The 20,647-nt window shown below is 43.4% G+C and carries 15 protein-coding genes and 1 pseudogene; all 16 read left to right on the forward strand.

Annotation, left to right across the window (positions count from 1 at the left end):
* Positions 1–36: 36 nt before the first annotated feature.
* The 16 genes and pseudogenes from BQ7367_RS10010 to BQ7367_RS10085 all read left to right on the forward strand — a co-directional run bounded on the left by BQ7367_RS10010 (position 37) and on the right by BQ7367_RS10085 (position 20,640).
* A complete protein-coding gene (locus tag BQ7367_RS10010) occupies positions 37–2,067 on the forward strand; it encodes a VanW family protein (RefSeq protein ID WP_072525305.1) in 2,031 nt (676 codons plus the stop codon).
* A 285-nt stretch (positions 2,068–2,352) separates the two neighbouring features.
* Positions 2,353–4,149, forward strand: coding sequence for an LTA synthase family protein (locus BQ7367_RS10015; protein ID WP_159431651.1), 1,797 nt, complete (start codon positions 2,353–2,355; stop codon positions 4,147–4,149).
* Position 4,150: 1 nt separating this feature from the next.
* Positions 4,151–4,765, forward strand: a pseudogene (locus BQ7367_RS10020) (DUF1919 domain-containing protein).
* Positions 4,766–4,899: 134 nt separating this feature from the next.
* A complete protein-coding gene (locus BQ7367_RS14350; RefSeq protein ID WP_235837619.1) occupies positions 4,900–6,159 on the forward strand; it encodes a DUF3329 domain-containing protein in 1,260 nt (419 codons plus the stop codon).
* Between the two features lie 14 nt (positions 6,160–6,173).
* Positions 6,174–7,118 carry a glycosyltransferase family 2 protein gene (locus BQ7367_RS10030; protein ID WP_072525308.1) on the forward strand — a complete coding sequence of 315 codons (945 nt, stop codon included), beginning with the start codon at positions 6,174–6,176 and terminating at the stop codon, positions 7,116–7,118.
* Positions 7,115–8,374, forward strand: a complete 1,260-nt coding sequence (locus BQ7367_RS10035) for an O-antigen ligase family protein (RefSeq protein ID WP_072525309.1) — start codon at positions 7,115–7,117, stop codon at positions 8,372–8,374. The genes BQ7367_RS10030 and BQ7367_RS10035 overlap by 4 nt, the downstream gene beginning before the upstream one ends.
* On the forward strand, positions 8,367–9,917 hold the full coding sequence (locus tag BQ7367_RS10040) for a DUF6056 family protein (protein ID WP_072525310.1): 1,551 nt from the start codon (positions 8,367–8,369) through the stop codon (positions 9,915–9,917). The genes BQ7367_RS10035 and BQ7367_RS10040 overlap by 8 nt, the downstream gene beginning before the upstream one ends.
* Entirely contained in the window at positions 9,905–11,449 is a 1,545-nt protein-coding gene (locus BQ7367_RS10045) for an O-antigen ligase family protein (RefSeq protein ID WP_072525311.1), read from the forward strand. The genes BQ7367_RS10040 and BQ7367_RS10045 overlap by 13 nt, the downstream gene beginning before the upstream one ends.
* Positions 11,446–12,552, forward strand: a complete 1,107-nt coding sequence (locus tag BQ7367_RS10050) for a glycosyltransferase (RefSeq protein ID WP_083588921.1) — start codon at positions 11,446–11,448, stop codon at positions 12,550–12,552. Before BQ7367_RS10045 ends, BQ7367_RS10050 begins: the two co-directional genes overlap by 4 nt.
* Positions 12,553–12,564: 12 nt before the next feature.
* Positions 12,565–14,019 (forward strand): flippase, encoded by a 1,455-nt coding sequence (locus BQ7367_RS10055; RefSeq protein ID WP_072525312.1) that lies wholly within the window; start codon positions 12,565–12,567, stop codon positions 14,017–14,019.
* Positions 14,019–15,020, forward strand: coding sequence for a glycosyltransferase family 2 protein (locus BQ7367_RS10060; RefSeq protein WP_072525313.1), 1,002 nt, complete (start codon positions 14,019–14,021; stop codon positions 15,018–15,020). Before BQ7367_RS10055 ends, BQ7367_RS10060 begins: the two co-directional genes overlap by 1 nt.
* A gap of 123 nt (positions 15,021–15,143) precedes the next feature.
* Complete coding sequence (locus tag BQ7367_RS10065) at positions 15,144–16,496, forward strand: sugar transferase (protein ID WP_072525314.1); 1,353 nt, start codon at positions 15,144–15,146, stop codon at positions 16,494–16,496.
* 70 nt (positions 16,497–16,566) lie between these two features.
* Entirely contained in the window at positions 16,567–17,304 is a 738-nt protein-coding gene (locus BQ7367_RS10070; protein WP_143142984.1) for a WecB/TagA/CpsF family glycosyltransferase, read from the forward strand.
* 8 nt (positions 17,305–17,312) lie between these two features.
* The gene (wecB, locus tag BQ7367_RS10075; protein WP_072525315.1) at positions 17,313–18,428 is read left to right on the forward strand and encodes a non-hydrolyzing UDP-N-acetylglucosamine 2-epimerase; all 1,116 of its coding nucleotides are present in this window, start codon (positions 17,313–17,315) and stop codon (positions 18,426–18,428) included.
* A complete protein-coding gene (locus BQ7367_RS10080; RefSeq protein ID WP_072525316.1) occupies positions 18,428–19,564 on the forward strand; it encodes a glycosyltransferase family 4 protein in 1,137 nt (378 codons plus the stop codon). Before wecB ends, BQ7367_RS10080 begins: the two co-directional genes overlap by 1 nt.
* 20 nt (positions 19,565–19,584) lie before the next feature.
* On the forward strand, positions 19,585–20,640 hold the full coding sequence (locus BQ7367_RS10085) for a sulfotransferase (RefSeq protein WP_072526171.1): 1,056 nt from the start codon (positions 19,585–19,587) through the stop codon (positions 20,638–20,640).
* The last annotated feature ends 7 nt before the right edge of the window (positions 20,641–20,647 follow it).

Here is a 20,647-nt window from a genome sequence, read left to right on the forward strand (position 1 = left end):
TACCTTAAAAATACATAAAATAAGGAGGGAAAAGAAATGAGGAAAAAAATAGCAGGTATATTATTGTGCTGTGCGTTAATGTCAGCAGGAAGTTTTACGGTCAATGCCATGGAGGGAGAACAGACGGATACCGTTTTAAATGGATGGGTAGAAGAAAGTGACGGAAGGCATTATTATATTGAAGGGACGGAAGTCACCAGTCAGGGAATCAAGATTGAGGAAGAGTGGTACTATTTTAATGAAAATGGTGTTTCTATGTGCAACTGGTTCCGCCAGAAAGGGGAGGACTGGTTTTATTATGATGAAAATGGATGTCTTGTGACAAACGAGGAGTTGGATATCAACGGGGAGCATTATAAGTTCCAGAGCAGCGGGGCAGCATACCGGGGCTGGGATGAGACAGAAGCCGGAAGGTATTATTATACGGAGGACGGAAGTCGTGCCGCCGGAGAGGGCCTGAAGATTGGCGGTTACTGGTATTATTTTAAAGAAGACGGCCAGATACTGACAGGCTGGAGAGAAAAGGGAGATGGATATTATTATTATGACGAAAACGGCCATCTGCTGACAGGCCAGGGGATAGAGATTGAAGGGAAATGGTATTATCTTTCATCCAGCGGCCGCCGCCTGCAGAGCGAGTTCCGTCAGAAGGGTGAGGACAGGTTCTATTATGATGAAAATGGCTGGCTGGTAAAAAATGTAGAGCTGGACATTAACGGGGAGCATTATAAGTTCCAGAGCAGCGGGGCAGCATACCGGGGCTGGGATGAGACAGAAACCGGAAGGTATTATTATACAGAGGACGGGAGCCGCGCCGCCGGAGAGGGCCTGAAGATTGGCGGTTACTGGTATTATTTTAAAGAAGACGGCCAGATACTGACAGGCTGGAGAGAAAAGGGAGACGGATATTATTATTATGACGAAAACGGCCATCTACTGACAGGCCAGGGGATAGAGATTGAAGGGAAATGGTATTATCTTTCATCCAGCGGCCGCCGCCTGCAGAGCGAGTTCCGTCAGAAGGGTGAAGACTGGTTCTATTATGACGAAAACGGGTGGCTTGTGAAAAATCTGGACACCGTGATAGATGGGTATCGGTATATTTTCCAGAGCAGCGGAGCGGCATATCGCGGCTTGATGACAGAGAATGGAAAGGTTATCGGATTTGATCCGTATGGTCGGCAGGCATTTGATGCAGGAGTAAAAGATCATGGTTACTGGTATTATTTTGACAGTACCGGAACAATGATGAAAAACTGGTGGAGGACAAAAGACGGGGGAAAATATTATTATCAGTCAGACGGGAAACTGGCAGTAAACGTTGGTCTTGAAATTGACGGCTACTGGTACTATTTTACCAGCAGCGGGAAGATGCATACCGGCTGGAGAGACAAGGGAAATGACCGGTACTACTATGACAGCAACGGACATCTGGTGACAAACTGTACCATGGTAATCGATGGAGTGGAGTATGAGTTCGACAGCGCGGGAAGAGTGAAGAACTATCCGAGACGAATAGCTGTCTTTTCCACGGTTTCGACGAATACATACAACGGTACTTATAACATGACCAAAGCTCTTTTAAGTTTTAATCAGGTTGTGATACAGCCGGGACAGACTCTTTCATTCTTTGGGGTGGCAGGGCCGTGCGGAGCTGCTCAGGGCTATCTTCCGGCAGGAGTAGTCGGCGGCATCGGATATGGAGGCGGGATATGTCAGGCAAGTACAACACTGTATGGTGCTGCGATCAGAGCCGGGCTGACGATCGTGGAGCGGTCGAATCACTCTGTGCCGTCAACTTATGTCCCGATCGGGCAGGACGCAATGGTAAATTATGGGACAAATGACCTCAAGATCAGAAATGATTATAATTATCCAGTAAAATTTGTAACCTATGTGTCAGGAAATACATTGTATGCTGAAGTCTGGGGGATTCAGCCATCCTGGTTTGATTATATCCAGATCAATTCCTGGTGGACAGGAAGCAGGAGTGCGGCTGCAAACCGCCAGTATATTAAGAACGGCGTTGTAGTGCGGACAGAGGCGCTTCCGAGTTCATACTATTAATATGTGGTGATAAAAAGAGTCTAAGATATTCATTTAAAGAGAACATAAAGATAGATTGGACAGCAAAGAAATTTCTTTGCTGTCCACTATCTTATCAAAATGCTATTATTAAATGCAACTATAGAAACTCAACCGGGGAAGGCTTCGGTATATTTCCGGAACAAGGCGATTCGGGGCGGGGCGAAAACGTATAGGCGAACTGAGGAGATGAAAAGATAATTGAATGTGGAAATCATAAGGAAAATCCGGAAGATGGCCGCTCCATTCTATTTGGTATTTTGTTTTTTGAGCTATTTTTTACTGGATTTTATTTTAAGAAGGACAAACATTTCGTACAGCCTTCTGAATCTGTATGACAAGATACCGCTCTTTTTTGTCCTGGGCTGGTGTTTCCTTTTATGTGGGATCATCTGTATACTGCCCGGGATGATCAAGAAGATATTTATGGGGATTACTGCAGGGATATACAGTATTCTGACAATCGTCCATGGAGCATACATAAATGTTTTTGACAAATTTTTTTCTTTTTCAGATCTGTCGCTTGCAGGAGAGGGAATAGAATTTCTGGATATTTCTTATATTCATATCAGAAAGATTATCGTTGCGTGCGTCATAATATCGTTGTTATTAATGGCTCTTGGAATCTGGCTGGTACCCGGGCGTGAAAAAAATACGGAAAAGAAGAGGAGAATACCGAAAATACTGGCGGGTCTTCTGATAATGGCGACAGGCCTGGCAGGGATTTTTTATTCAGAGCATCAGTTTTCTGATGATAATGACGCGATGGCCTGGGATGCGGCGACAAACGTATCGCTCATCTATGAGGAATTTATTGATACGCCGAAATGCCTGTTGATGTCAGGCCTGTATCAGTATACATTTCGGGATTTCTGCAAAAGCTTTAATCTGACCGAACATATAGAGCAGGAAGAGGTGTGGAAAGAACTTGATGAATATTTTGCAAATCTGGAATATGAACATAACAGTAACGAAAAAACGGGGATCTTCCAGGAAAAATATCTGATTTTGATCCAGCTGGAAAATATAGATCAGTGGATGCTTACAGAAGAGAATATGCCCAATCTATATGCGCTGAGGGAAGAAAGCATTGATTTTGTAAATCATTATTCTCCGGCCTTTGCAACAGGAAAAACATTTAATACAGAATTTATCGTTAATACCGGATGGATACCCAGGTCAACGGGGGACAGCACATATATTTACACAAAGAATTCTTATCCCTATTCGCTTGCAAATCTGTTCCGGAACGCAGGCTACAGCGCCAATTCGTTTCACGGAGCGTCCGGAACGATATATAACCGGGAAACGGCACATGCGATATTTGGTTATGAGGCGTATTACAGTTATATAGAAATGGATATGGACGATTATACAATGGATTCTCAGATGACCAACGGGTTTGATTTAATGATAGAGGAAGAGCCATTTTTCGATTTCATAATCACGTATTCCGGTCACGGGCCTTTTTCTGAGGAGACAAGCGCTGCTCAGGCACATTTGGATGAAGTCCGGGAATATGCGGAGATAACGGATGCTACCTATCTTGCGGGGCTTGCACAGGCAAAGGAAACAGATGTATTTGTGGGAAATCGGATCCAGAAGCTGGAAGACAGCGGTCTGCTTGCGGACACAGTGTTGATTTTCTATTCTGACCATTATTCGTATTCCACAATTGACGAGGAACTTTTATATGAATTAAAAGGGACTTCGGATTCGAATTTACTCCAGAATACTCCCTTCTTTATATGGAGTCAGGATGCCGAAGCAGAAAAAATTACAAAAGTAACGAATACAGCAGATATCCTTCCGACCCTGGCAAATCTGTTCGGATTGGATTTGGATTATAAATACTGTTTCGGATATGACGCGTTTGATCCGGAGTATACGGGCTGGGTGGTGTTTTCTGATCTTTCGTGGTATGATGGAACAATTTACTGGAAACCTGCAGAAAATGAAGAGGAAAGTGACTATGTGAAAGAGATGTCCGCAATGATAAATCAAAAGATTAATATCAGCTGGGACGTTCTGGACACAGATTATTTTTCATATTTATACGATTAAAATGAGTAAGATCAATATATTTTTAAGGAAAAGAATCAATACAAAGAATAGAGAAAGGCTGGATAACAAAGATTTTTCTCTGCTGTCCAGCAACTGTCTCGGAGGTTTTATCCTGCATGACCTGGGACTGCGGTTTAATTCTCCGTTTATCAATCTCTGGCTGAAACCGGGAGATTTTATAAAATAGCTCTCAGATATTGAATATTACAGAAAATTAAATATTGAGTTTGTCAGGGATGATACCCGGCCTTATCCTGTCGGACAGCTGGAGGACATCAGGATTTACTTTCAGCATTATAAAACTGAGGAAGAAGCCGCGCATAAGTGGCGGGAAAGATCAGAAAGGCTTAATATGGACAATCTGTTCGTGATCATGACAGAGCGGGACGGATGTACTTATGAAGATCTGAAAGCTTTTAATTCTCTGAAAATAAAAAATAAAGTTGTATTTACTTACAAGCCGTACCCGGAGCTTGAATCAGCATATTATATTCCGGGATTTGAGGAGGAAGGATCTGTCGGATATTGCTGGAAATTCAAAAACAGGGTGACGGGAAGGAAAATTTATGATATATTTCCATATGTTGACTGGTTTAACGGGAAGCGAATAAAATGATATCTTTAAACGAGGCTGCATTTATGAAACGTAAAATAAGCAAGGACAGAAATGAGGATAGACTGTTCTCATTAAAAAAACTTAATGAAAATCAAGTGTTTTTTTGGCTTGTTTTGCTCTTTATCGCCGCGGTTATGTTTATATTCAACAGATGCACATCTTTTACGGCTGACGATTATTCGTACATGAACAGTTTTGCCGGAACCGGAAGGATAGAAAGTATACTGGATATATTTCCATCTATGTATGCGCATGCGTTTTCAATGAACGGACGGCTGGTTCCGCATTTCTTTGTCCAGCTGTTTCTGCTTTTTCCGCCATATGTATTTGACATCATCAATACATTCATTTTTTTGTTCCTGAATCTGATACTATACAAATATATCTTCGGAAACAATAAAATAAATGTTCTGGGGATGACAGGCATATTTGCAGCCGTGTGGTATTTTGTCCCCGCATTTGGTCAGACGATGCTGTGGCTGGACGGTTCCTGCAATTATTTATGGGGGATCACGTTCGCTTTCTGGTATTTGTATCCATATATCAGATTAATGCGCGATGGGGAGGATGTTTTGAAAAAACCGGCCCCCAAATATCTGTTTGCGGCGGCAGGGCTGCTTTTGGGGAACTGGCTTGAGACGGTTTCGTTTGGCACGATTATCATTTCAGCCACGGCGCTTATAATTTATAAAGCAGTACAAAAGGGAAAGATACCCTTATATATGATAAGCGGCATAGGGTTTATGTGCGCAGGATTTCTGGCCATGATGCTGGCGCCGGGGACGTTAAAAAACAAGGTGGCTTCTGAGGGATTAAGCGGATATGCTGAAAATTTTCTTGAGGCAATGGACATGTATATGGCCCATCTGTCGTGGCTTGTCATAGCGTTTATCGTATTGCTGACATGTACAGTTATTTTTGGGTATAAGAAAAACATTGAAGTTTCCTGCCTGTTTTTCTTCGCAAGTCTGATTACTAATTTTATGCATATCGTGGCTGCATATTATCCGGAAAGAAATATGCTGGCGCCAACGTTATTTTTATTGATAGCCTCCGGGGTCCTGTTGGAGAATTTTCAAACAGACCGGTTTGCTGCGGCCGTTGTCAGTACATGCTGGATCCTGATTCTGTTTTCAGGCGTACAGTTTTTTCATGGCGGATATGATATTTATTCTACTTATGTACAGCACAGGCAGAGGGATGCGCTGGCGGCTGAACAGAAAAAGAACGGGATTGAAGAATTGAAACTTCCGTGTATTACAGCTGCCACAAAATATTCCGCTCAGTATGGGCTGGCTGATTTGGATATAGAAGAAGATTCCGTATATTGGTTTAATATAGCTGTGGCAAAGTATTATGAAGTGGATTCCGTTACAGGGATTGAACAGGAGTAAAAAGGAGGAGACCAATGCAGGATTTATTATCAGTCATTATACCCTGCTACAATGAAGGGAAGGTGATCGGCAGGACAGCAGAAGCTTTAAAGAATGCTGTCTCTGGCCAGGCGTTTGATTATGAGTTGATTTTTGTAAATGACGGGAGCAGGGATGATACTCTGGAGACTGTCAAAAGGCTTGCGGCCGGCGATCCGAAGATCAAATATGTCTCCTTTAGCCGTAATTTCGGAAAGGAAGCTGCCATGCTGGCCGGACTGCAGTACTGCATGGGTGAATGCGCGGTCATCATCGACGCGGATCTCCAGCATCCTCCGGAACTGATCCCGGAAATGTATAAAAAATATAAAGAAGGATATGATCAGGTAATAGCGAAGCGGAACCGGAACGGGGATTCCAAAATTGGAATCCTGTTTGCAAAACTTTATTATAAGCTGGCAAATAAACTGGTTGATGTGCAGATGGTGGACGGAGCAGGAGATTTCCGGCTTTTATCGAGAAGGGCGGTCAATGCGCTGCTGGGCCTCAAGGAAAACAACCGGTTTTCAAAAGGTCTTTTTTCCTGGATCGGTTTTAATCAGACCTATATTGAATATGAAAACCAGGAGCGTGCCGGAGGAGAGTCGAAATGGTCTTTTAAGAGCCTGCTGTCATATGGCGTGGACGGAATTCTTTCCTTCAATAATCAACCCCTGAGGATATGTATTTATGTGGGTGGGATCTTTATAGGGATCAGCATAATCTATCTTGTTTATCTGTTTATCCAGATCTTACTTCATGGAATAGACGCTCCCGGATATTTTACGACGATTCTGCTGGTCACAAGCCTGGGAGGGATACAGCTGCTGTCTATCGGCATCATAGGAGAATATATCGGGCGCATTTACTTTGAAGTGAAAAAAAGGCCATGCTTTATTGTCCAGGAAAGTAATATTGACAAAGCGGAGGAATACAAATGAATTCATACTTCCAAAGAAGCGGGGCAATATCCGAGCTTATACTGAAGCTGGTGATCGTCGTGTCATTGATCTGCCCGATCTTCACATCCAGTACTGGCAGCCAGTACTATCCGGATTTTATGCTGACAAACGTTTTTGTGCTGTTGTTTATTATTGTGACTGCCATACAGAAAAATTTTTCATTTGCACAGAATAAAATATATCTGTGTCTGATTCTGTGTGGAATTCTTTTATATAATATTGCGTCACTATACATTAACAGCCGGTATCTGGGCATGTATGGCAGCCAGATTAATGTTACCATCGCGCTTCTGTTTTTCTGCGCTCTGATCGGTTCAAAGAAACAGGATTATTTTAATGATGGAAAACTGATTGATTTTTTTATCTGGGTGATTGTGATCACGAATATCATCGGGATCATAGTTTATTTTCTGGGATATGGAGGAGTCTCCTTCCTGAACGGGCAGATCAGCCTTCAGGAGATAAACCCGGACTATTATGAAAGAAGATTTAACTGGATCTTTCTGCATAAGAGCCAGTATGCGTTTATCCTGGTGCTTTTTCTTGGCCTGGTGGTCACATACAGAGACAGGTTCCGCAGCAGGGTCAGATTGTTTCTGAGTATAGCTGTATTGATGGTCGGTCTTGTGATCTCTCATACATATACTTCGTTGATTGCGTCTCTGCTGATCTTTGCCGGACTTCTGCTGGATTTCCTGCGCTCAAAGATCTCTGCGTTCAAATGGAAATATCTGCTGTTTTTACTTCCGATCATAGTGGCCGGGGGAGTGCTTTTGCTTTTTATGTTAAAAGAGCGTAATCTTTCTACGCTGGGAGGCAGGATCCCCATCTGGCTGAACAGTGTAAATATGTTGAAAGAGTATCCAAACGGACTTGGTTCCGCGCTTGGACTTGTGGGATTTGATGTACCGGGAATTTCATTCCAGGCATTTAACTGCCACAATTATTTTTTGAACCAGATGCTTTGTTTTTCCATTCCTGTAGGCTTATGTTTTCTTTTTACTTTTATCGTGGTCTTACTGTTTTTGTTTAAACAGAAGATATCCTTTTTTACTCTGGGCATATGGGCAGCGCTGCTTATCCCGCTGAATATGGATTATGCGCTGACCATCGTGGAGCTGCCCATTGTACTTTTTACAATGTTCTGTATATTTATGAAGCCTTATCTCAGAAAAGCTCACTATATAAGCGCACCGGAAGATAAGCAGAGCCAGGAGAGGTCTAATAATGGATAAGTGGAAAAAACGAAGCCGGGAACAGAGCGCTGTATTCGTCATGCTGCTCCTGTTTCTTGGAGCGCTGTTCATGATAGCCTATTATTTCCCGCTTGTGGGAGATGATTTTTACGGAATCGATGACTATATAACATCTGTTCGCTCTTTTATTGAATGGGCGGTATGGCACTGGGAAAATACAAATGGACGCATCCTGGGAAATACAACGGTGCTGCTGGTTATGCATTCCAGAATCGGGAGAGCCTTTGTCCGCGCGTTTATTATATGGCTTATAATGATCCTCGTGTATCAGAACAGCAGGATCAGATCAAAGGCCGGATATTTGCTGTCATATCTGTATGTACTTGCGGTTCCGACTGCTATATTCAGTGAAACTTACTCCTGGACTTTCGGATTTTTCAACTATGTGCCTCCGGTCATGCTTGTCCTATTTTACCTGGTCATGGTACAGAAAGAGTTCAGTGAAAGGACAGCGAAATGGAAAGGCTTGAAGATTGTAGGCGCATTTTTGCTGGGAGTGTGCAGTCAGCTGTTTATGGAAAATGTTACGATCTATGTGCTGATTATGTCCATAGCAATAAATATTTTTTATATCCGGAAGGAGAAGAGAGTATCTGCCGTTGCTTTGTTTCATACTCTGGGAGCCGCGGCGGGAACTTTGCTGATGTTTTCTTCGCCTGTATACCGGACGGTAACAGCAGGCACGGATACTTACAGAGAAGCACCGGACGGGATTGCGGGGCTTTTCCAGGCGGCACGGGAAAACTGGTGTGAGATTTCGAAATATACGGTCCGGGGAAATATTCTGCTCCTGATCATGGTACTCCTTGTATGTTTCTGGCTTCTTTACAGAAATGCCAGAGAGAAAGATCTCAGAACCCGTATTTTGAGGATCATCAACAGTTGTATCCTGACGGGCACATCGGCATATTTCTTTTTCGCGAATATTCTGGAATGGGATGAGAAGATCGAGGCGTACACGGCGTTTTTCTTATTAGATGTATTGATGTTTGTTCTGTTTATTATAAGTGTAATGATGACAGTCATACTGTGTGTAAAGGAAAGAGAACAAAGGAGCAGGAGCCTGTTTTTTCTGATTTCCGCGTTTGTTTTAGTAGGTCCGCTGTTGTTCGTAACTCCGGTGGGACCGAGATGTTTTTATGCGTCCTATATTTTTACAGGACTTGCTTTTTTGAACATAGTGGCATATATTATTGAGCAAGAGCACTGGAACCTCAGAAGGATTGCCGCGCCGGCCTGTGTCCTGACGGCCTGCGTAACGGCCTATTATCTGTATATCTTTTTTAACATCGGAGAAGTGGAGCAGGAAAGAGATTCTTATATTATTGAGCGGATGCAGGAAGGAGACACGGTTATCATGGTGCCGGAGTTCCCCTACAGCGATTATCTGCACGATCCCCATGGATGGAAAATAGGTCTGAAGTTTTATTATGAGAAACAGGAAGATATCGAGTTTTGTTTTATTCCATACAGTGAATGGACAGGCATAAAAAAGGAGCAATTAGCAGAATGGATAGACTGATAAACGATAAAAATTTTTCACTGCAGCTGCTGGGATTTGTGATCCTGCAGCCGTTTGTAGATATTTACCGAGTTTTTTTTGAGAACACGATAGAAATAGCAGGTATTTCACTGGCTGAACTGATCAATCTGCTGGCAATAGCGTATCTGATCTTTTTGTTTGTGGTCAAATATATAAAACAGCCCAAATATTTTCTGCCGGTTGTGATATACGGAGTACTTCTGGGCGGATATTGCATCCTGCATATCTGGAATATTTCAAAGTTTGATGAAAGTATTCTGAACGGAGCTGATATCAGCGCTTTCAAAGAACTTTATTATATGCTGAGAGTGTATTTACTGCCTCTTGTTGTATTTTATATGTTCCTGTGTGTAAAAATAAAGACCGGTTTTTTTGAAAAAGGAATCAATATATTATCAGGCCTGATCAGTGGAATCATCGTTGTCACAAATCTTTTCAAAGTATCCTTCATATCCTATGCCAGTTCCCTTGAGACCAATCAGTTTATCACCAGGAACATTATTGAGTGGTTTATCAATCCTGATATGGAAAATCCGGCCTATATGACGAGTAAAGGCTGGTTTTACATGGGAAATCAGATCGGCGTGATCCTGTTCATGTTATACCCTTTTGTGATCATGCAGGCTTTGAAGTATCGGAAAAAAAGAAACTATCTTCTCGTAATCATACAGGGGATCGCGATGATCATGGTGGGTACTCGGGTGGCCGCTCTGGGCGGAATGCTGATTTTGATTGTTTCTCCGGTTATAGCGATACTATTTGGCGGGATTCTGAAACAGTTCCCTTTTGAACGAAAAGATTTTCTCAAGCTGGCGGGCGTGGCAGTATGTTTTGTGCTGCTTTTTGTGCATTCTCCGGTTATCGACGTTCAGGGGGCGAAAGGCGACGCCTATGAAGAAACCGATGAGCAGAAGGCCCGCAGGAAAGAGATGGAGAAATTTAAAGCGGATCTGGATAAGGGGATTTTTGATGAAAAAGTAGTAAAAATGTATGCGGAAGATATCGAAGAATATCCGTACAGCTATGGTATATCCGAAGAATTTGTGAAATTGTTTGATGTGGAAGACAATTTTGAATTCTGGTTTGACACTGTGATCAGCAAAGACAGAGATCAGGTAAACTATCGTCAATTTAAAGAGAGAATCTATGAAGCGGTTCTGGAAAAAAATAATAACCCATACGACAGATGGCTTGGGATAGGTTATACTTCAGGATTCCCTTATGTGGAGAGAGACTTTACAGGACAAAATATTTGGTTTGGGTATGCGGGCACGTTTCTGTTACTGGGCCCTTATTATATCTGTGCTCTTTACGCAGTCATCCAGATTCTGAGACGAATAAAAACGCATTTCAGATATGAGAATGCCTTTTTTGCAGTTTCCCTGGGAGGGGTCAGTGTGCTGGCGTATATGGCAGGACATCTGTTTAACGGGATTTTTTCGGCAGTGATCTTTGCATGGCTTGTAAGTGCTTTTGTCCATTATCAAAAAAAGTTGGAGGTCTCTGAGTGAAAAAGATATTGTTCGTGATCTATTCATATTCGCTGGGCGGGGGAGCAGAGAAAGTACTGAGTAATGTGGTAATGAATCTGGATTCTGGTAAATATGACATTACCATACAGCCATATGCCGATTACGGTGTGAAGGAAGAGGAGACTCCGTCCCATGTCAGGGTCTGTAAGGGGATCGTTGACATGAATCAGGCAGGCAGACTGGAGAAAGGCCTGAAATATTTCCTGGTCCACTTTCTGCCGGGTATTCTGAGAAAGCGGTATATCCGCGATCAATATGATCTGGAAATCTCCTTTAATTATCAGATTCCGTCTTTTCTGGTAAAGAAAACACCAGAGACAGGGGTGATAGAATGGAATCATGGGGATGTCTATGATCTGAAAAATAAAAAAATCAAGCGGATGCTGCAGAAAAGAAGTTATCGAAAAGCAGACAGGATTGTGACCATATCCGAGAATACGAAGCAGTCGATATGTGAGTTGTTCCCGGAATTTAAAGACAGGATAGAACTTATTTACAACGGAATAGATGTAGGACGGATTGAGCGGCTGGCGCAGCAGGAGGCTCCGGCTGCGCTTAGGGAACATTCGATTGTTTTTATCGGGAGGCTTGAGGAAGCGAAGCGTCCTCTGCTTTTGCTGGAAGTTATCAGGCGGATGCATCAGAATGGCAGAAAGATAAGTCTGTATTATCTGGGGCAGGGGGAACAAAAAGAAGAACTGCTTGAGAAGATCAAGGAGTGGGGGCTGGAGGAGTATGTTTTTTTGTTAGGATATCAGAAAAATCCATATTCTCTCATCAGGCAGAGCAAAGCGATCTGTATGATGTCCCGTTCGGAAGGGTTCCCAACCGTATTTATGGAAGGTTTGGCACTGGGCATCCCATTTGTCAGCAGCCCGGTAGGAGGGGTGAAAGAACTAAGTAACGGCGGCAGATGCGGTGTGATCGTAAATGATGTGGAAGAATGCCAGGAGGCCATAACAAATATCGTTTTTGATGAAGATACCAACAGAAGAATGAGAGAAGCATGCCGCCAGCATATTAAAAACTATACGATGGAAAAACAGAAGGAAAAGATCGAAGATCTGTTTGACAGATTATAAGGTGGAGTATAGATGAAGAAGAGAACGGTTGCAGAAAATTTGTTTTATAATATGCTTTATCAGGTGATTGTCACGATACTGCCTGTCATCACCACCCCATATACCGCAAGAGTGCTGGGGCTGCATGCAAACGGGATCCATTCTTTTACTGAGAGTATCGTAACCTATTTTATTATTTTCGGATCACTGGGAACGTCACTGTACGGGATCAGGAAGGTGGCATATGTCAGAGAAAATGAAGAACAGCTGGCACAGACCACCATTGAGATTATTTTGTTAAAACTAATCCTGATGGCAGGAACGCTGCTGGTCTATGTTCCTGTGCTGTGTATTGGTTCCGAGTATGCATATATCTATCGGATTCAGATCATAAATATTGTGGCAAACGGGATAGATATATCCTGGTTTTACCAGGGCGTGGAAGATTTTAAAAAGGTTACCATCAGAAATCTGGTCGTAAAAGCTGTTTTTGTAGTTGCTTTATTCACAATGATCAGAAGCCCGGAAGACCTGTCAAAGTATGTATTTCTGATCGTGGCCAGCAGCCTGCTGGGCAACATTCTGATGCTGTATTATCTTCCGCAGTATGTCAGACTGAAAATCCACGGCAGACTGCATCCGCTTTCTCATGTGAAAGGAAGTATACTTCTGTTCATTCCTCAGGTAATGAACTATGTGTATGCCCTGCTGGACCGAAGCATGCTTGGCTGGATGACCCATACAGACAACGTAGGAATCTACGATCAGGCGCAGAGGCTGATCCGGATGATAACAGCCATTCTGCAGTCTCTGGGGTATGTAATGATGGCCAGAGTGGCGAACCTGACCATGGCCAATGATGAAGAAGGGATCCGGCAGTACATACAGAAATCCATCAATTTTACGATGTTTCTGGCCTGGCCGGCAATGTTTGGGGTGATCGGGGTAGCAGATGATTTTATTCCCCTGTTTTTAGGAGAAGAATATCTGGATGTGGTTCCGATTTTAAAAATTTTAAGCGTTTTGATCCTGACAATGTCCCTGAACAGTATATTGGGAGTACAGATGCTGATCCCAATGGGAAAAGAGAAAGTATATGCGGCTGCGACAAGCACCGGAGCTGTGGTAAATGTGATCGTGAATATTGTTACGATCCCGCTTTTCGGTACTGTAGGAGCATGTATTTCATCCCTGGCGGCAGAGACGGCAGTATTCCTGATCTCATATTTTAATCTGAGAAAAATGATCGATCCCATCCGGGTGATTAAGACCAATTTCCCGGTGATTGTTTCATCTCTTGTCATGTATGGGGCGGTAAGGCTGATATCAATGGCCCAGATCAATATCATTGTGAAACTGGGGCTGGAGGTCATTGTTGGAGGAGGCCTCTATATGTTGTTAATGCTGATCACCAGAAATGAGATCCTGTTGATCATTATGGATAAAGTCGGAAATTATCTGAAAAGGCTGACAGGAAGAAAAATGTAATGGCAGACAGTAAGTGCCGGGGAGGAAAAATGAAGGTCAGTTTAATCATTCCAGTGTATAACGTCGAAAAATTTTTAGTAAAATGTCTTGATTCGGTGGAAAAGCAGACATATAAAGATCTGGAGGTCATTATTGTAAATGACGGCAGTACAGACGGGTGTTTAAAGATCATTGAGGATTATGTTGGAAGGAATCCCCATTTTTGCTGCTATTCCATAGAAAACCGCGGTCTTGGAGGCGCGCGGAATTATGGCATCAGCAAGGCAGAGGGAGACTATATTTTTTTCCTGGACAGTGATGATTATATATCGCCGGACTGCATAGAGAAATTGACCGACAGGGCAAAAAAGGACGGAAGTGATATTGTAATCTGTAATAATTATGATGTCAGGGAAGACGGCAGGATTATTCTGGCATACAAAAATATTTACAGGAAGAATCCTACTACGATATATGATGAGCATGAGCTTTTGTTCAATCGTGTCAGCGCGTGGGGAAAGCTGTATAAAAAAGAGCTTTTTGACGGTCTGGAGTTTATAAGCCGGGAATGGTACGAGGACATGCGTCTTATCCCCAAAATCTATCTGAGAGCGCGGAAGATCTCCTATGTTGACGAGTCCCTGGTTTATTATGTCCAGAGAAAGGGATCGATCATGAATAATCCAAATCTGGAAAAAAATCTTGCCATCGCGGATACATTTGATGATCTGATCAGTTATTATAAGGCGGAGGGAGTTTATCCGATATTCAAAAACGAGCTGGAATTTCTTGTGATCGAACATATCGCGATCGCGGGACTTGGCCGTGTGGCCCGGGGAGGAAAAAGAGGAAGGCCGGTTCTTAGCAGGATGGAGGAGTATCTGGATACTTTCACGGATTTGTATGATAATCCTTATATGAATTCTCTGGCCAGAAACAGAAGAATCGTTCTATACTGCAACCGCAGAAAATGGTACGGGCTGACCCGCATTTTCCTGAATATAAAAAGTTTGATGAAATAACATACATGGGGACAAAATAGATGACAGGACAATAGGAAATACCCGGGCAGTTGTATTATTTTACAAAATTTGATATAATACACCTATTGTTTAAAAAGTGATGAAAATCATGAGGTACCATTTATGGATAGAAATAAGAATCTGGAACAATACAAGAGGATTATAAGGGCTGTTGCGGCTCTTATCGTGATTATCTGTACGGTATTGATCTTTCTGGCTATATGGAGAGGTTATTACAATATAAGAGTGGTGTTCCCGTTTTACTACAAAGGTCACTGGATGATAGCGGCTGTATATATGATTTTTGTGATTCTGTTCATGTATATTTACGGAGGTCTGAAATTCGGATATCTGAAATGTTCCAGTATTATACTGTCCCAGGTGCTTGCGGTAATCTGTGCCAATGTGATGGCTTATCTGGAAATTGTGCTTCTGGCGGCAAAATTTGTCTCTATCGTACCCATTTTTTACATGACGCTTATCGATATAATGGTAATCGTCATTCTGACCAATGCGATTTCATTTATTTTTAAAAAACTGTTTCCTCCTAGAGAGATGCTTCTTCTGTACGAAGATTATGAACCGGACAGTTTTTTGCGGAAAATGAATGTACGTGATGACCGGTACCGGTTAAAAGATACCTTGTGTATTCACGGGCTTTCAGAAGAGGAGTTAAAGAAGATTATTACATCCTATGATGCGATCCTGATCTACGACGTACATTCCGAGAAGCGGAACAGGCTTCTGAAACTATGTTATGCAGAATCTGTCAGAGTATATACAACTCCAAAGATTTCAGATATATTGATCAAGAGCGCGGATGATATTCATCTGTTTGATTCGCCTCTTTTCCTGATGAGGAACACCGGGCTGTCTTTCGAGCAGAAGGTAGTAAAAAGGGTTATGGATATTGTAGTTTCTTCCATTGTTCTTATAGTTACATCTCCGATCATGCTTATCGTTGCCCTTGCCATAAAGCTTTATGACGGGGGGCCGGTTATGTTCCGGCAGGACAGATGCACGATTGGCGGAAAGGTATTCAGGATCCATAAATTCCGCAGTATGATCGTAGACGCTGAAAAAGGCGGACAGGTTATTCCGGCAACGGATAATGATCCGCGGATCACGCCGGTCGGAAAGATCATCCGGCAGACACGTATTGATGAGCTCCCGCAGATGATCGATATCCTGCAGGGAAATATGAGCATCGTAGGGCCGAGACCGGAGCGGGTGGAGCATGTACAGGCATATACGGAGGATATTCCGGAATTTAAATACAGGCTGAAAGTTAAAGGCGGCCTGACAGGTTACGCCCAGATCTATGGCAAATATAACACGACCGCTTATGATAAACTGAAGCTGGATCTGATGTATATACAGAATTATTCGCTGCGTCTTGATATCAGACTGATTTTTATGACGGTAAAAATCATGTTTATGAAAGAAAGTACGGAAGGATTTGAAAAAGAAAAATAGAAGGCCGGAAATGAAATAGTAGATGTTTATATGAAGGACATATAGATTTCTACTATTTTTTCTGAGCAGGATGAAGGGGAAGATCATGATCGCATATTTCAACAAAATATACACAAAAGGCAGTGAGTGTTTCGACAGAGATCTGGATGGGTATGTACAGAATGCAAGTAAGAAATTTATCATAACAGCAAATCCGGAAACTCTGATGATCGGCAGGTCAGATCCGGAGTTTGACAACATTCTGAAAAGAAAGGATGTTACGATCGTGCCGGACGGTATTGGAGTGGTAAAAGCGGGACATCTTCTGGGGAAAAAGATAGCGGGCCGTGTCACAGGTGTGGAGATCGCCAGAACACTTTTTTCGCTGGCAGATCAATATGAAAAGAGCATCTATCTTTTTGGAGCAAAGAAGGAAGTCCTGCATAAGCTGGTGAAGAAGATCAGAGAAGAATATCCCCGGGCGGTCATTGCAGGCGCGCAGGACGGATATGTCAGGGACAGGGACAAGGTCTTCGAAGATATCCTGGAGAAGCAGCCGGATATCGTTCTGGTCGCTCTGGGTATTCCTTATCAGGAACTGCTGATCGGGAAATATTTTGACAGATTCAAGAAAGGAATATTTGTGGGGGTGGGAGGCTCTTTTGATGTGCTCAGCGGTACGAAGAAACGGGCGCCCAAGATCTTTATAAAACTGAATCTGGAATGGCTTTACAGGATCACTACAGAACCGAAGCGGATCGGGAGATTCTGCAGGAGCAATATAAAATTTCTATTCGAGATTATTACGATCAGAATAAAGCGGAGGTAGAAAGACAAATGATCAAAGTAATGACAGTATTCGGCACCCGTCCGGAGGCGATTAAAATGGCGCCCCTTGTAAAAGAACTAAAAGGGAGAAAAGAAATCGAGACGATCGTGTGTGTGACGGCCCAGCACAGACAGATGCTGGATCAGGTGCTGAACGCATTTGAAATCCGGCCGGATTATGATCTGGATATCATGCAGCAGGGCCAGACCCTCTCAGAGATTACAACAAGAGCTCTGTGTGGCCTGGAAGAAGTGATCCGGAAAGAAAAGCCGGATATCGTCCTTGTCCATGGGGATACCTCCACAACATTCGCCGGAGCGCTTGCAGCCTTTTATGCGCAGACGGCGGTAGGGCATGTGGAGGCAGGCCTGAGGACATATAATAAGTATTCCCCGTACCCGGAGGAGATGAACCGGCAGATGGTGGGAGTGCTGGCGGACATGCATTTTGCGCCGACAGAAAAAAGTGCCGAAAATCTTCGCAGGGAAGGAAAAGATGAGAAAAATATTTATATTACAGGAAACACGGCCATTGATGCCATGAAGCATACGGTCTGTGACGAGTATGACCACGAGGTCTTAAAGTGGGCAGAGGGGAGCAGGCTGATCCTGCTCACCGCACACAGGAGAGAAAACCTTGGGGAGCCCATGTATCACATCTTTCGGGCCATCAAGAGGATTGTGGATGAATTTGAAGATGTCAAGGTAGTTTATCCGATCCATCTGAATCCGGTGGTGAGGAAGATCGCGGGGGAAGTATTAGGTGACTGTGACAGGATCCGTCTGATCGAACCGCTGGAGGTGGTGGATTTCCATAATTTCCAGAACAGATCTTATCTGATCCTGACGGACAGTGGAGGAATCCAGGAAGAAGCTCCGTCTCTGGGAAAGCCGGTTCTTGTGCTGAGAGATACCACGGAGCGCCCGGAAGGTATCGAGGCAGGTACATTAAAACTGGCAGGAACAGAGGAAGAGACGATCTACCGTATGACAAAAGAACTGCTTGTAAATGAGCATATGTACAGAGAAATGAGCCATGCCTCAAATCCTTATGGAGACGGGGAGGCCAGCCGGCGTATTGCGGATGCTATCATAGAAAGGTTTTCAGCAAACGGGGAAGTTTGATGGATAATAAAAATAAGAAAATATATATCACGTGTCTGCACCTGCGGCACGGAGGCGTGGAGATGGCGATCACTCTGCTGGCAAATGCGCTGGTGGAACGGGAATATGATGTGGAGATCCTCTGTCTGTATGATCTGGGACAGCCGGCATATGACCTGGATCCCCGGGTACGGGTTATCTATCTGACGGATGTAAAGCCCAACAGGGAAGCATTTCTTCAGGCATTAAAAAGAAAGAATATTGTCCGAATCCTGAGAGAAGGCTTCAGGGCCTGCCGGGTGCTTTATCTGAAAAAGAGCAAAATGAAAAAGGCAATCCGGTCGATCCGCACCGGGACGATCATCTCCACCAGGAATGAACATTCTGTTCTGCTGTCGAAATATGGACAGAAAGGCGTCAAAAAGATTGCGCAGCTGCACCATGACCATGAATTTTCAGAAAAGCTGCTGAAAGATTTCAGATCTCATTTTACCAATATTGATTTTTTTGTTTTACTGACTGAGGAGATGAAAGAAGAGCTGGAGAAGATCATGGCAGACAATCACCATACGAAGCTTCTGGCTATTCCGCATTTTCTGCCGGAGATGAAAGAATATGCAAAGAAGGACAGAGAAGATCAGGTGGTCGCTGTGGGGAGGCTGCATGAGGAAAAGGGCTTTCTAAGGCTTATAGATCTGTGGGCACAGATTCCGGAGAAACAGGACTGGATTTTGAAGATTATAGGCGACGGAGAACAGAGAGACAGTCTTAAAGAACGGATCCGGGAACTGGGAGTAGAAGAAAGCGTGGTCCTGGCCGGTCCGATGGACCATGATAACGTGATGACAGAGATGGGAAAGTCAAGAATCTATGCCATGACTTCCAGGACAGAAGCATTTGGTTTTGTGCTGCTGGAGGCAATGCATGCCGGACTTCCCATCATTGCGTATGATGTGAGGATGGGACCCCGGGCGGTGATCAGAAATGATGAGAACGGTTATCTCATACCTGATGGCGACGAGAAAAAATTTATAGAAAGCATGACAGCGCTGATGCATGACAAAGAGAAGAATGAAAGAATGTCCGAACAGTCAAAATATATGTCAAAGCAGTTTACTGAAGAGGCTGTCATACAAAAATGGATCAATATACTTTAAAACAGATCAGAGGGAAAAATATGGAAAATAAGAAAAAAATTATCATTCCGACAGGATATATGGGATCAGGTTCTTCCGCCATCACGGATCTGTTCAGTGAGATTGACGGAGTCAATGCGAGCAGAGGTACTTTTGAATACGTTTTTATGCATTGTCCCAATGGGATTTTTGATCTGGAAGATAAACTTCTGACGGGGAATAATGCAGTAAGGAGTGATGAGGCGCTCCATTCTTTTGCAGCTACGATGAAACAGCTGTATGACAAGAAATACTGGTGGGTGGGCCATTATAATGTCAACGTTGGTCCCGATTTCTGGAAGGTTACCCAGGAGTATATCAATGAACTGATTGAATTTGTGCCTGATTTTTACTGGTATTATCAGGAAAATGTCACTTGGAAGATGGTTCCCAGGCTGATCGTAAAACGGATCGTGAGGATCCTGACAGGCGGCAAGGTCAATCTTTCTAAGGTCCTGTCGTATTCGCCGATGTGGCTGTCATTTATCACGGCAGACAGATTTTATGAGGTGACACAGCAGTACATCTATCGGCTGATGGATATGCTGGGGCTGGGAAAAGAATCGATTGTCCTGGATCAGCTCCTGCTTCCGTTTAATCTTTACCGCATGGAGAACTATTTCAAAGATGACGCGGAAGTTTTTGTTGTCGAGCGGGACCCCAGAGATGTATTTATCAGCAATAAATATTTCTGGGCAAAACAGGATGCCACAGTTCCGTATCCGACGGATGTCAGAAAATTCTGTGATTATTACGGAAGGATCCGGCGGATGGAAAAACCTACGGATAATCCACATGTACACAGGGTCAGATTTGAGGATCTGATCTATAACTACGAGGAAACTGTGGGCCGGATTTTCGACTCTCTGGGATGGGACCAGAAGACTCATACGAGGAAAAAGGAGATGTTTGTACCAGAACGGTCCATCAACAATACGCAGCTGTTCCTGCAGAATGACGCTTATCGGGAGGAAAGCGAAGTCATCGCTTCAGAACTGAGCGATTATATCTATTCCTTCCCATATGAGATCCGTCATAACGCAAAGGAAGTTTTCTGAGTATAAC

Source organism: Clostridium sp. Marseille-P3244, assembly GCF_900120155.1.
Lineage (GTDB): Bacteria > Bacillota > Clostridia > Lachnospirales > Lachnospiraceae > Mediterraneibacter.

Bases quoted from the DNA above. Each gene is read 5' to 3' on its own strand.
- BQ7367_RS10030 (WP_072525308.1), top strand. From the start codon at position 6,174: ATGCAGGATTTATTATCAGTCATTATACCCTGCTACAATGAAGGGAAG.
- BQ7367_RS10035 (WP_072525309.1), top strand. From the start codon at position 7,115: ATGAATTCATACTTCCAAAGAAGCGGGGCAATATCCGAGCTTATACTG.
- BQ7367_RS10045 (WP_072525311.1), top strand. From the start codon at position 9,905: ATGGATAGACTGATAAACGATAAAAATTTTTCACTGCAGCTGCTGGGA.
- BQ7367_RS10055 (WP_072525312.1), top strand. From the start codon at position 12,565: ATGAAGAAGAGAACGGTTGCAGAAAATTTGTTTTATAATATGCTTTAT.
- BQ7367_RS10060 (WP_072525313.1), top strand. From the start codon at position 14,019: ATGGCAGACAGTAAGTGCCGGGGAGGAAAAATGAAGGTCAGTTTAATC.
- BQ7367_RS10040 (WP_072525310.1), top strand. From the start codon at position 8,367: ATGGATAAGTGGAAAAAACGAAGCCGGGAACAGAGCGCTGTATTCGTC.
- BQ7367_RS10080 (WP_072525316.1), top strand. From the start codon at position 18,428: ATGGATAATAAAAATAAGAAAATATATATCACGTGTCTGCACCTGCGG.
- BQ7367_RS14350 (WP_235837619.1), top strand. From the start codon at position 4,900: ATGTTTATATTCAACAGATGCACATCTTTTACGGCTGACGATTATTCG.
- wecB (WP_072525315.1), top strand. From the start codon at position 17,313: ATGATCAAAGTAATGACAGTATTCGGCACCCGTCCGGAGGCGATTAAA.
- BQ7367_RS10085 (WP_072526171.1), top strand. From the start codon at position 19,585: ATGGAAAATAAGAAAAAAATTATCATTCCGACAGGATATATGGGATCA.
- BQ7367_RS10070 (WP_143142984.1), top strand. From the start codon at position 16,567: ATGAAGGGGAAGATCATGATCGCATATTTCAACAAAATATACACAAAA.
- BQ7367_RS10065 (WP_072525314.1), top strand. From the start codon at position 15,144: ATGGATAGAAATAAGAATCTGGAACAATACAAGAGGATTATAAGGGCT.
- BQ7367_RS10010 (WP_072525305.1), top strand. From the start codon at position 37: ATGAGGAAAAAAATAGCAGGTATATTATTGTGCTGTGCGTTAATGTCA.